The following is a 12,735-nucleotide window of genomic DNA, read 5'->3' as shown; positions in this document are numbered from 1 at the left end:
GCTGAAAAGGCGGTGTTTCTTGTTTTTTTCAAAGAAATCTTTGCGCCTCGCTCGATGCCTCAAAAACGAGGGGTTGTTCGAGGTGCCCTTTAGGAAATCGACGCACTCAGCGGGGGTTATTCGAGATGCCCTAAAGTGACTTTTTGAGGATTCGTGTCAAACAGACTTCCCCGATATAGTTTCCCGCACGATCGGGAGTGTACATCCCATCTTGTAACGCCAAGAGACCAGTGTCGTCAACGTACTTGCGAATTTCGCGATCCAGCTTCAAATTCAACAGCAATTTTTGGACTTGTTTAAGAAGCGGTCGGTATCCCTCTGGAAGAAACGAGAAACTATCTTCCAGCAACACAGGTAATGTAAAGCTACATGCCAAGCCATGCGGCACACCGAAGTGACTCGTCACTGGGTAGGAAATGCTGTGAGCCAATGCTGTGCGAGTCTGACTAATCGCCAGACCAGCTAGCATACTGGCTTGCAGCATGCTAGCACGCGCTTCCAGATTATCGGGCACGCTCAATGCAATAGGGAATGCTTTTACAATCGCTTCCAATGCAGTCGCCGCATAGGCTTGGCTGATCGGTGTCGCATTTCGATTCCAAAGTGACTCAAGGGCGTGCGAAGTGGCATCAAGTCCTGTATAGAGAGTTTCCTGATGCGGCAGACTGAGTGTGAGTGTGGGATCTAGGATCGCCAACGCAGGATAGACTGCGTCACCTGTTACTGAATATTTTTTGTGTGTTGTGCTATCCCACACAGTAGCGAACGGCGTCACTTCCGAGCCGGTTCCTGCAGTTGTTGGTAGCGTGATGACTGGTAAATGAGTCGTCCAGTCTTGTGAGCTGCTCGTCAGAATATCGCGAAGTGATTGTCTGGGCTCTGAAGGCAATGTAACTGATAGCACCTTGGCCGCGTCAAGCGCACTCCCCCCACCCAGCGCGATGATACCGGTGATATTTACAGATGCATACTCATTGATTAACGCTTCAAGATCATCGAGCTCGGGATTGGGGGTTACACGGTCAAATACGTGCACAATTTCGTCGGTAAACTGAGCCAAGAGCCGCTTTGTTAACCCACGGCGCGTCGAGCCCTCCGTTGTGATGAGCAACCATGTCTGTTCTCTGATCGCCTCTGTCGTTTTGACCTGACGTTGCTGAATCCACGTACGAGCGTACTCCCCAACGCGTTCGAAGTTACCAGCGCCTTTCACTATTCGTACTGGATTGAAATAGGTCCACTTTTCACTCATAGAACTTGATCTCCTCAACGATTGACAGCTTTGACGAAGGCCTGCTTGTTCTCCTCGGGTGTACTGCTTGGACGTCCCAAGTCAGTACGCGAGCTAGCTGTAATGATGACTTCCAACAGAATTGGACCGTCTGTACCTTCAATGGCCTGCCAAGCCATCTGCAGAGTTTCAGGACTATCCGCGCGAAAATAGTGTTTGTAGCCACTCCCTTTGCTGATGGCTTCAAAGTCTATCTGACCGCAAATCGTGGGCTGCCCGCCCACCGATTCGTGTGAGGCATTATTAAGAAGCACATGAACCAAATTAGTCGGACTCAAACTGGCAATAATAGGCAAAGCACCCAGATGCATCAGAAGAGAGCCGTCGCCGTCTAAACAGACCACACGCTTGTCGGGTTTGCCTAAGGCGACCCCAAGTGCGATGGACGCAGTGTGTCCCATAGCTCCGACTGTCAGAAAATCGCGCTGTTCTTCTTGACGAGCCACACGCAACTCATACACTTCGCGAGACGTCTTACCAGTAGTCGATACGATGAGCGCGTCCCCCGAGAGTTCCAGAAGACCCTCAAGTGCCTCCTCTCTTGAGAGAGTCGCACGCCGTTCTGCACTACCCGTGAATGAATAGGGTGTGAAAGCGTTTTTCTTGACTACTAAAGCCACAGGTGCGCCAGTCTTTTGAATGTCCTCCATCGTTTTCTGTATCACGGCGTCAATGTCTGAATCAGAGTCGACTATCTGATAAGGAATTTCAAGCAGATCAAGTTGTCCAAGGGTGATGCGGCCTTGCTTTACGTGTTGTGGCTCGTCCTTGACGCCCGGCTCTCCGCGCCACCCGATGATGAGAAGCAGCGGAATGCGGTAGACCTCAGCATCCGTTAGAGAAACAAGCGGATTAACAGTATTTCCTAGGCCAGAATTCTGCAGATAAACCGCACCAAGACCGCCAGTGCCTAAATGATATCCCGCCGCCAGTGCCACTGCATTGCCTTCATTAGCCGTAATGATGTGGGAGTTCTGCGGAGCGTGCTCCATCAGGCATGCGGACAAGCTAGAAAGAAGCGAATCTGGCACACCAGCGAAGAGGCCTACGCCGGCTTTGCACAGTTTTGTATAAAACGACAGAGTATCGATCATTGACTTGTCGTCCTTTTTACTTGGTACCGGGAATCAGTTCAAGGATATCCTTGACCGGGAGCAACTGTTCGTCACATTCAGCGGAGCGCTTATTGATCAGAATTGTTTTTGCGGTGTTCAGCATAGCAGGATAAGCGCTACGCAAGAGGTGGTTCGCATAAATAACTATATTGACCCCTCTGTCGGCAAGCTCATCCTCTGTCACCATATTGAAGCTCGTGGGCACAGCCACCAACGGCTTATTCTCGCCAAACTCGCGGTAACGCTCACAAAACTCGAAGATTTCTGCGGGATCTTTCTTGCGGCTGTGAATCATGATGCCGTCTGCACCCGCCGCGAGGTAGGCCTTGGCCCGCTTGACAGCGTCTTCCATCCCTTTGTCCAGAATCAGGCTCTCAATTCTGGCAATGATCATGAAATCATCCGTAGCCTGTGCTTGTTTACCAGCTTTGATTTTTTGACAAAACGCTTCAATACTGTCTTGCGTTTGCTCTACATCCGTCCCAAAGAGGGAATTCTTCTTGAGACCTGTCTTGTCTTCAATGATGGCAGCAGACACGCCCAAACGTTCCAGCGTGCGCACTGTAAATTTAAAGTGTTCAATCTGACCCCCGGTGTCTGCGTCGTAGATAATCGGCTTGGTGGTCACTTCGAGCACGTCGTTGAGCATACTAACGCGCGCTGACACGTCCAGAGCTTCGATATCGGGCTTTCCACGTGCCGTGGAGTCGGTCAAAGAGCTACCCCACATTCCGTCAAATTCTCGCTTGCCTTCTGGAGTATCAACGCTGACTTTCTCGATGATAAGCCCACTGAGCGGGTTATGAAGATCTAAAAACCGCAAAATAGGCTTGACTTTCAGCATACGACGCAACGACTTCAAACGAATGTCTGGCGTGGTGCCGATCTCTTTCAAAGCCGCATTCAGTTGTGTCGATGAAATACCCTTTGTATAGGGAACCTCGACAAGCTCACCACCCCATTGTGCCAAAACGTCAATGACGCGCTGACGAGTTTTTTGCTGTACTCCTTCTTTCCAATCGTCACCGTGCACCACATAATCTGGCTTATATTTTTCCAAATTTGGCACGTAGTCCAGTGTGGTTTGCGGAACCACACGGGTGACGCCTTTGATACTTTCGATCACCTGGCGACGCTGATCGAACTCCATAAAAGGCACCCGTTTATAAGCCGCAATGGCTTCGTCAGTTAGCAAACCAACCGTGACGTCACCGAGCTCCGCGGCACGCTTTAAAACGTTCAAATGTCCCGGGTGCACCAGATCGGCGCTCATTCCTACGTATACAGTGCTCATAGACTTCCCCCAATAACGAAAGATGATCTATTAAAGTCCATTACGTGATGACTTCATAAGATCCCACAAAAACTCGATTTTCAGCGACGTTCGAAACGAATTGAGCATGATTTTCGAGCCAGTTTAAACGTTTTCATTCCTTATTGGAACGACTAGCCCGAAAATTTCATCAGAAATAGGGTCGGCGCAGTCATTTTTCCTTTAAAATCAAGCTTCCAAACAATGATTCAAGGAGACTGCGCCGATGCCAAAGTGTACCAACAAGAAACACAGTTTTGGGCGTATAGGTCGCCGTGAAATAGAAGCCAATTTTGCAGGCGGCGCGATCAGCACCGATGGTGGTGCGATGCTGCTTAGTCGCATCGATCATTTTGTAGGTATTTCACGCGCGGTGGCTGGCGCGCTCGTGGAGCGAAGAGACTCATCACGCGTCACGCACTGCTTGGAAGCCATGGTCCGTCAACGGCTGTTTGCACTGGCCCAAGGTCACGAAGACCTGAACGATCATGACAAGCTGCGCTCAGACCCTCTGTTTCAAACGGCCATTGGGACTGTGGAGGAATTGGCCAGCAGCCCCACCCTGTGTCGTCTTGAGAGGCAAGTGACACGCAAAGAGATCCTGGCACTGAACGCAGCCTTGGTGACGCAATTCATCAAGTCCCACGATGATGCACCGAAATGCCTGATCCTGGACTTCGATGCATCCGACATTCCCTTGCATGGCAACCAGGAAGGCAGGCAGTTTCACGGGTACTACGATCACCACTGCTACCTGCCACTGTACGTGTATTGTGGCGATGAAATACTGGCAAGTGTCCTGCGTCCCCGGGTTCGACAGTTACGTCCGCAACTCATTGTTATATAACGGTGTCATTATAAAACGCTCCACTACAAATTGACGTAGGGGATGCTGATCGATGGTTTTTTGACTTCGAGACTACGGAGTATGGTGGCCTGTTCAGTACCGATTGTCGAGATACCCACGACGGGATCTTGCCCCTCAAAGTGCACTTTATGTGTTTGGATTTGACGTAATAACCAGAGTGCTCGTTCCGATGAAACCACGTCTGGCACAGGGTTGGCCCGAAGTCGTGCTCGCATGACACGAGCTAATACAAGGGCAATAAAGCAGATATAAGCATGCGCCCGAATGCGATCAGGTAAACGGTGGTAGACAGGACCGATTTCAATATCAGACTTGAGTAATTTAAAACCACGTTCAATATCGGCTAACGATTTGTATCTGGTCACGACATCGACGACATCCATGTCTTTGGTATTCGTCACTAGCAGCAGCTTGCCATCCATTGCACGAGCCCTTGCCAGTGCCTCCTCATCAATGTCGTAATTGAACAACTCGCTGTTAAAGTTCACTTTCATGATGAGCCCTAAACGCTCCTCACAAACTTCGCGATAAAAGCGTGCTTGTGCACCACCGTCCGTGAGCTTACGCCCACGGCTTTTCTTTCCTTCGTCCTGAGAATCTAGCTTGTCAGCCCATTGCTCAGCACGTGCCTCTAATTGCGCAATCTTGGCGTCTCTTTTTGTGGTTTGCTCAGCGGCACGTTCTGGATCATGGGCGACCACCAAGCGCAAACCTTCCCACTCCACTTCACCAAAGACTTCAGCCTCTTCTGTGTCAGGATCGACAGAAGTAACACTTTGTACGTGCTCATTGAATGGGGCCAACAATGTTTGAAAGTCTTTATAGCGTCGCCCAGGAACCGCCAGAATAAACTCCAGTGGTTGACCCAAGGGCAGAACGATTTGCTGCAATTCACCTAGGCTTTCTAATGACAGCAAACCACGATCAGCCACGGCAATGACGCGTTTGATCGGGAAGGTGTTTACCACCTTGAGCAAGGAGGTTTTTAACGTGTCGACCTCCGCGGTATTGCCTGGAAAGACCTCGTGATAGAGCGGAATGCCTTCAGCCGTCTGCACCAAACCCAACATAAACTGGCGACCAATGCCACCTTCTTTGGATTTGCCAAACTGACGAACATCGTCAGCCTGCTCAGAAAGCCCTTCAGCACGAATCGTGGTCATGTCATAGAACATCACCGACAAATCATCATTGACCAAGGGTCTGACCGCATCCGCCAGTACCTCATCAATCACATCTTGATGTTCCAGAATGGCGTCCATCGTACGTAGTAACTGCTGATGGCTGACAGAAGTGAGGTCCATCTCGGGCAGGCTGACTGTCTTGACCCAGCGTAACGCTCCAAGCTTGGAATCTGCGTCACAAAGACGATTAAACACCATTAAACGCAACAAAGCTTCGAGGTCAATTCGATGACGTGTCTTGAGTTTTAAGAGCTGTTTTAAACGATCAAGACCGAGCTGCTTCCAAATCACAGTGAGCGCCCAAACATCGCCTAGAGCGCGGGCGGATTCGAACTGAGCCGTGGAAAGCAAACGAGCTTCATTACCTTCGCCAGTCTGCTGTCCTGATGCTTGCAACAAAGCAGCAAGAATTGAATTGGCCTGACTGGTGCTGTCATCGAGGCGCCCCAAGTTCGCAATGATGCGCTGGCGTGATCGACCCTCGCTATCGCGATAGGACTCGGCCAGTTGGATGTAGCGTCTGTCGCCAGATTTTGTGACTTTGATATACATGCACTCATTTTAACATAAAAATATTAAATGCCAATACTTTAAGAATGATAAATGCCAGCACGCCAAAATACTTAGGAATAATTAGAAATGTTTGATTTGAAAAGAAAAACAGACGTAAAAAAACCGCCCTTAGGCGGTAAAGTGTCGAACTTCGGTGCGTCGCAGTCAAATTGATGGTGCCCGCCATGCGGCAGCCATCATGAAACTGCTTGTCCAAAAGCTGCGTCAGGCATGGCCCGATGTTCAAATTATTCTGCGTGCAGACTCTGGCTTCTGTCGTCAGCTGCTGATCAACTGGTGTGAGCGCAACGGGGTGGACTACATCATCGGAGTAGCACGTAATCAACGGCTGCAAGCTGCTGTGACACACTGGGAAGAGGTGTTGCGTCAGCAATACCGGCAAACAAGTCAAAAGCAGCGTGCCATTCACGAATTCCGGTACGGAGCAAAGACCTGGAAGAAAGAACGCCGAGTCATCACCCGCCTCGAGTACGGTCATCAAGGGGTCAACCCCCGGTTCATCGTCACGAATCTGAAGGAATGTCCAATCCACCTCTACGACGAGGTGTACTGTCAGCGCGGTGAAGCAGAAAACCGTATCAAGGAAACCCAGCTTGATCTGTTCGGTACTCGCACAAGCTGTCAGCATTTCTTGCCGAACTGGTTTCGCATCATGCTCTCTGCTTTCGCCTACACCTTGATGCAACGCCTCAAGAAACTGGCTCTTGCCAACACCGAGCTTGCTCGTGCCACCACTGCCACCATACGCAGTCGTCTTCTCAAAATTGGTGCCGTCGTCATCCGAAATACCCGACGTATCCGTATTCTGTATGCCTCACATCATCCCCTGCGAGATCTGTTTGCACATGCCACCCAAGCTCTCGCTCCCTGACGATCCACGGAGTGTTTCCCGGGCACGATGACGCTCCCGGGGTAAGGGGAAGTTGCATCCAAAACACGAATTAGGCTCAAAATAACTTGACTCTTTCCGTCGCTGTGATGAAAAAACCGGCGAATCGGGATTGTGCGATCATCAGCCGCCAAAAACGTACTTGTTTGGGCAACTCATGAAATTTGCAGGCTAAATGGCAGAACTCAGGAAAGATCTCTCTGGCGCCGGCCTCGCCGATACGGTTCTCGAACACCCAGATCGTGGTGGCGTCGGGTATGGTGCGAGAGTTGGTCAGACGACAGAAGCGCTTGAAACTCATGCGATCAAGCAGTTGAAACTCCATCTGGTCGTTGGACAGGTTGTACAGCTTCTTGACCAGCAGGATGCGAAGCATCACCTCGGTTGGATATGATGTTGCCCTCGTTTTTCGTAGTCCTTAGCCTCCGAGGTTATGCAGACTTCCTAGTCTGCATATTGTGCCACCTTTGCTCATATTCCATCGGGCTCATGTACTCCAAGCTTGAATGCAATCGACGATGGTTATAGAAGCTAATCCACGCCATGATGACTGAGTGGGCTTCACTGTGTGATCTAAATTTACGACCTTGTAGACACGCAGCTTTCAGGCGTGCCCAAAAACTCTCCACCGGGGCGTTATCCCAGCAGTCTGCCTTCCTACTCATTGATGCTGTAATACCCATTGTCTTCAGTGTGGTTTGAAACTCACTGCTGCAGTATTGGCTACCCCGATCACTGTGGAAGATCAGACCAGTCGGTGGCCGGCGCCGCAACCAAGCCATGAGCAAGGCATCTTTGACCAAATCGGTCTGCATATGGGGTTTAATGCTCCAGCCTACGATGCGACGCCCGAACAAGTCCAACACAACCGACAAATACAACCAGCCTTGGTCAGTCGGTAGGTAAGTGATGTCGCTTGTCCAAAGTACATCAGGCGCTGCAGGATTGAACTGACGGTCGACAAGGTTGGGCACCACTGACATCTGATGCGAACTGTCTGTGGTGACAACATATTTTCGTTTAACTTTTCCTTTGATTCCATGCGCTTGCATGAGCTTTCGTACCCGCTCCTTACCCACACGAAACCCGTTACGCTTGAGTGAATGCCACATTCGAGGCCAACCGTATTCACCATTGACTTCTTTATCGATGGCACGGATTTCTGTGAGCAAACGCTTGTCAGAAACATGGTTTTCCGACTGTGCTTTGCGGCCGACACGACACCAGCCGTAGTAACCACTCTCACTCACCTCCAGCACTTTGCACACCAAACGAACGGACCAACGACCTTTCATTTTTTGTATCCAGGCGTACTTTGCAGAAGGTCCTGCGCAAAGTACGCCGCGGCTTTTTTTGCGATGTCACGCTCCAAGCGCAACTGTGTGACTTCAGCGCGTAAGCGTGAGATCTCCATTTGTTCGGCAGAAACGCTCGGGGTCTTTGCACCTTGGGTGCTCAACTCGCCTTTGTGGTGCAAGCGCACCCAGCTTCCCAACGTGGCTTTAGGGATCCCCAGCTCCTGTGCAACAGCGTGGACTGATAGCCCGCTGGTCAAGACCTGCCGGACACTCTCCTTTTTGAATTCGCGTGTGTATTTCGCACGTCGTACCGATTCAGACATTTTCTACTCCTTTGTTCCAATGTAACTGGAACTAAGAGCTACGTCATTGAGGGGCAACCTCATACCGACAGAAGCGCTTGAAACTCATGCGATCAAGCAGTTGAAACTCCATCTGGTCGTTGGACAGGTTGTACAGCTTCTTGACCAGCAGGATGCGAAGCATCACCTCGGTTGGATAGGCAGGTCGACCACCCTTGGCACCGTCGCCTCGAGGCGCGATCTTGTCGATTCGTGCTGCCAAAGCTTTGAGATTCAAAAGCTCATCGATATTGGCCAGAGGGTCACCGATCTGATCCAGCTTCTCGCGCTGACGCTCATCGGCAAAGAGTTCAAGCTTGATGGCACTACGTTTCATAGCGTTTACGGGCAAAGAGGTGGCAATAGGGTCATTTTAGGAATCGGCGCACTCAGCGGGGGTTATTCGAGATGCCCATGTGTAACTCCATATTTTGGAGCGACTCTACCATGTGCAGGTTTTCACTGGGTCATTACAGGCTTACGACTAAGCAGCTAAGTCAGCGCGACAAGCAACAGACGCGCACGGTCTCAAATGGAGCATCAAACACATTGACTTCCTCTGATGCGTCTATAAAAACTCAAGGCAACCATCGCAAAGGTTTTGTGATGCGCCAGGACACACTGTTTAAAATTTTATCCATATGGAACCGCAGCTCAGCGTTTCTGTTCGCCAGCTGTTCGTTTTTACGTTGAAAGTTAGCTTCCCTTTGTCGCAGCGCAGCGTTGCTTTCACCTAACTTAGTGACTTCATGACTAAGAGTGCTTAGTTGCTTTTCAAGCGCATGAGTCTGTAAAGTTAGTTCAGCATTTGTTCTTTCAAGATGGATTTCTTTTTGTCGTAAAATGTTGTTATTTTCGTTGAGTTTGTTCTTGATATCCCTCAAAACACTGAACACGCGAGCACCATCCATTTCTTTTATCAAAGCAATGGGCTGAGAGGTTTCTTCAGTTTGTGTATATTTTAAACCTGCCTTTCCGACGGATTCTCGAGATGCCCTAACAACTGCTACATCATAGCAATACTCTTTTAAATGATTTTCGATTAGGGAGATTTCATCTTGGTTTTCATATTCTTGGTGTAGCTGAGTGTTTCGAAAGGATTCCCATGGTTTAAAATATCGATGTCGAGTTCTATTGTTAACATCAAAATTAAGGAGTGTTGCAATGCTATCTCTATATTTTTCAGAAACAACAAATTCTTCAAATTGCACAATATTTATCAGGCTCGACATTGAGGGAAGCTTTATTAGATTTTTCAGTTTTGTCAAATTCCTCTTGTAAGATTTTTCTCTAGAAATAAGATAATCATCTACACTTTGTCTATACATGCGATCTTCTCGTTTCAAAGCCACATAATTAGATCTAGGATCTCTAAAGGTGCATAATTGAACAACGAAATCAAGGTGCTCATTCACGCTACCAATTGACACATCATTATCTAAAAGAAGCGTCATTCCCTTTCTATATGGTTGATCACAAATAAAGCCCAGGATAACAATTGACTTTAAAGTGTTTAAAAGATGTAAAAATCCTTTTTTTCTATAATTTTGTAGCAGTTTGTTTGCCACATAACAATATCGAGATGACCACGTTATATACGTATCTGCTTCTTTTCCGTACAGTCGTTTTCGTGTATTGTTAAATGATTTAAAATCGCTCCAGTTTTTTGGGCGCAAAAATCCAATTATAGTATAAAAGTAAAATAAAATTAAGTTTTCGCGAAATTTCTCTTTAGAATTAATGTTGCTTAAAATTTTCGTAAGATTATATCTTCCGCGACTTAGGTAGGGTGTTTCGCCTCTTATCGGTATAACATCTTTGAATTCACGTAAATAGTCAAAAACCGCACCTGAGCCACTCCAGCCCATTCCAGATACATTCACAACCTTTGGTAAAGACAGTTTTTCAAGACTTGTCTCCATCTCAGCATTATATGTCTCGCCTTGAGAAAACATTGTTAAGTTATTGTATAGGGTTGCAAACTGATGCTCAGAGAGATTCAGTTGATCTCTTGCGGACAGTAGTATTTGTTGTGCAGATTTGATGTCATTTTGCAAAACCTTATTGCAGCATTTCTCTAAAAGAATCTCATTGTTGGAAGAGCAATTTAACCAAAAATCTTTTTTTTCTTCAGATGTTTTATTCAAATGATTAAGTGACACTTCAATTTCACGAAAATTTAAAATTTTAGGGGATGCTAGCTGTACTGCTTTTTGATATACTTGACAAGCTCTTTGGTGATCATCTAAGTTAATGTACGATTTTGCAAGCTGCTCAAACACCCTGTAATCATCAGGATAATTAGCAAGTAAAGATTGGTGAGACTGCACTATTTCTTTATAATTTTTGTTTTCAAAGAGCTGTTTTAATGTGATTTTATCCATGTCTTGATCTGTAGTAATTAGATTGATTGACCTGTTAAGGATCCTCTGAACAACGAGGGTTTTTTAACGTGAGTGACGAGAATATGTGCTCGTCACTCATAATTTCTTTCGTTTCTGATCAAAATGACCGGATTTTTGCCAACATTGGGCGACTCTTCTCCCCCAAGCGGGGTGATTCGCCCATTTTGGGTGCACCTATCCTATCATCTTCATCAATTTGCCTCTCGCCATCCAGAGATTGCGCTCGATCCTGGCGCGAACCGACGATTTCAAAAACTCGAGTCGATCCACAATCTCGCGCAGGCGCTTGTCCTGAATCGCGTTCTTCTGGCTGGGCTTCATCGCCACATGCCACTGAACGTCCAGATCCTTGAGTTCGTCTCGTTTCTCAACACCGGTATAGCCTGCATCACCAAACACGTCTTGCGCCTCACCGTGCAGCAACGCATGGGTCTGCGTGATGTCGTGCTCATTGGCAGACGTTGTGGTGACCGTGTGAACCAGGCCCGAGTCCGCATCCACACCGATATGCGCCTTCATGCCAAAGTGCCAGTTGTTGCCTTTCTTCGTTTGACGCATTTCCGGGTCACGCTTGCGCGACTTGTTTTTGGTCGAACTCGGTGCACTGATGAGGGTGGCATCCACAATCGTGCCTTCCTTGAGCAACAGACCTTTCTCGCTCAGCAGCCCATTGACCCCAGCCAGAATACGGGGAGCCAGTTGGTGCTTCTCAAGCAACCGACGGAAGTTCAAGATCGTGGTTTCATCAGGCAAACTGCCGTGGCTAAGCGACAACCCTGCAAACTGACGCAGGGAATCACTGTCGTAGAGCGACTCTTCCATCGCCGGATCACTCAGTCCGAACCATTGCTGCATGAAGTGAATACGAAGCATGGTATCCAGACGGTACGGCGGACGTCCATTCTTACCCTTGGGGTACACCGGCTCGATCAACGCAAACAAGCGCTCCCAGGGGATGACCTTTTCCATCTCGGCGAGAAACTTCTCGCGACGTGTTTGCTTGCGCTTGGCGCCGTACTCCAGATCAGAAAAGGTCAGTTGGGTCATAGTAAAAAGAAAGAAATGAGTGGCGACAGTCATAAGACAATCAGCTGGTTCGAGGGTTCTCTGAATCTTCGGACTTTTTCAGAGTTTCCTTAGATTCTTTATCGAGCTGTCACAGTATAAAGGATCTTCTGAACAACGAGGGTTTTTAAACGGGCACCTCGAACAACCCCTCATTCTTTGATGCACCGACCGGAACGTTTCAACCTCATTTGAGCCACTCCTTTAATAATTAAGTTGCTTTTTCAATCACCCTCGACAGTGTTGGGAAGTTGACGCCTTTTTCGATCGTTGCTAAGTCAGCATCATCAGGGATGGGGTTGATGCAGACTTCTGCGGGTGGCAGTTTTGCACTCGGACGACCTTGGGTAAATCGTTCGGGATGGTTGGCATACATCTCATTACAAATTGCTTG

The 12,735-nt window shown here is 48.3% G+C and carries 10 protein-coding genes and 3 pseudogenes; 2 read left to right on the top strand and 11 right to left on the bottom strand.

Going from position 1 to position 12,735, the window contains the following annotated elements; all coding sequences use genetic code 11:
* Positions 1–130: 130 nt before the first annotated feature.
* From ACOI06_RS11845 to ACOI06_RS11830, 4 genes and pseudogenes are all read right to left on the bottom strand, one after another.
* On the bottom strand, positions 131–1,252 hold the full coding sequence (locus ACOI06_RS11845) for a phosphonoacetaldehyde reductase (RefSeq protein WP_420662793.1): 1,122 nt from the start codon (positions 1,250–1,252) through the stop codon (positions 131–133).
* A gap of 14 nt (positions 1,253–1,266) precedes the next feature.
* Positions 1,267–2,385, bottom strand: a complete 1,119-nt coding sequence (gene aepY, locus ACOI06_RS11840) for a phosphonopyruvate decarboxylase (RefSeq protein WP_420662792.1) — start codon at positions 2,383–2,385, stop codon at positions 1,267–1,269.
* Between the two features lie 16 nt (positions 2,386–2,401).
* On the bottom strand, positions 2,402–3,250 hold the full coding sequence (gene aepX, locus ACOI06_RS11835) for a phosphoenolpyruvate mutase (RefSeq protein ID WP_420662798.1): 849 nt from the start codon (positions 3,248–3,250) through the stop codon (positions 2,402–2,404).
* Between the two features lie 72 nt (positions 3,251–3,322).
* A pseudogene (locus ACOI06_RS11830) lies at positions 3,323–3,679 on the bottom strand (adenylyltransferase/cytidyltransferase family protein); the annotation flags it as partial.
* A gap of 265 nt (positions 3,680–3,944) precedes the next feature.
* Between ACOI06_RS11830 and ACOI06_RS11825 the strand changes: the two are divergent.
* Positions 3,945–4,565 carry a transposase gene (locus ACOI06_RS11825; RefSeq protein ID WP_420662791.1) on the top strand — a complete coding sequence of 207 codons (621 nt, stop codon included), beginning with the start codon at positions 3,945–3,947 and terminating at the stop codon, positions 4,563–4,565.
* Between the two features lie 23 nt (positions 4,566–4,588).
* On the opposite strand, the gene ACOI06_RS11820 is transcribed toward ACOI06_RS11825, so the two are convergent.
* Complete coding sequence (locus ACOI06_RS11820; protein WP_420662790.1) at positions 4,589–6,322, bottom strand: IS1634 family transposase; 1,734 nt, start codon at positions 6,320–6,322, stop codon at positions 4,589–4,591.
* A gap of 154 nt (positions 6,323–6,476) precedes the next feature.
* On the opposite strand from ACOI06_RS11820, the gene ACOI06_RS11815 reads away from it, so the two are divergent.
* A complete protein-coding gene (locus ACOI06_RS11815) occupies positions 6,477–7,214 on the top strand; it encodes an IS1380 family transposase (RefSeq protein ID WP_420662789.1) in 738 nt (245 codons plus the stop codon).
* 208 nt (positions 7,215–7,422) lie between these two features.
* Here ACOI06_RS11815 and ACOI06_RS11810 read toward each other — a convergent pair.
* The 6 genes and pseudogenes from ACOI06_RS11810 to ACOI06_RS11785 all read right to left on the bottom strand — a co-directional run.
* A pseudogene (locus ACOI06_RS11810) lies at positions 7,423–7,623 on the bottom strand (transposase); the annotation flags it as partial.
* A 40-nt stretch (positions 7,624–7,663) separates the two neighbouring features.
* Positions 7,664–8,853, bottom strand: a protein-coding gene (locus tag ACOI06_RS11805) for an IS3 family transposase (RefSeq protein WP_420662788.1) whose coding sequence is annotated in 2 segments (ribosomal slippage) — positions 7,664–8,589 and positions 8,589–8,853 — 1,191 coding nt in all. Because the reading frame shifts where the segments join, the coding sequence is not laid out codon by codon here.
* A gap of 67 nt (positions 8,854–8,920) precedes the next feature.
* A pseudogene (locus tag ACOI06_RS11800) lies at positions 8,921–9,208 on the bottom strand (transposase); the annotation flags it as partial.
* 241 nt (positions 9,209–9,449) lie between these two features.
* Positions 9,450–11,255 (bottom strand): tetratricopeptide repeat protein, encoded by a 1,806-nt coding sequence (locus tag ACOI06_RS11795; protein WP_420662787.1) that lies wholly within the window; start codon positions 11,253–11,255, stop codon positions 9,450–9,452.
* A gap of 195 nt (positions 11,256–11,450) precedes the next feature.
* The gene (locus tag ACOI06_RS11790) at positions 11,451–12,323 is read right to left on the bottom strand and encodes an IS5 family transposase (RefSeq protein WP_420662786.1); all 873 of its coding nucleotides are present in this window, start codon (positions 12,321–12,323) and stop codon (positions 11,451–11,453) included.
* Positions 12,324–12,552: 229 nt separating this feature from the next.
* Entirely contained in the window at positions 12,553–12,717 is a 165-nt protein-coding gene (locus tag ACOI06_RS11785; protein ID WP_420662785.1) for a hypothetical protein, read from the bottom strand.
* Positions 12,718–12,735: the final 18 nt, after the last annotated feature.

Origin of the sequence: Orrella sp. 11846 (assembly GCF_048820935.1) — a bacterium.
Classification (GTDB): domain Bacteria; phylum Pseudomonadota; class Gammaproteobacteria; order Burkholderiales; family Burkholderiaceae_B; genus Algicoccus.
This window is presented reverse-complemented; position numbering and strand designations above follow the sequence as displayed.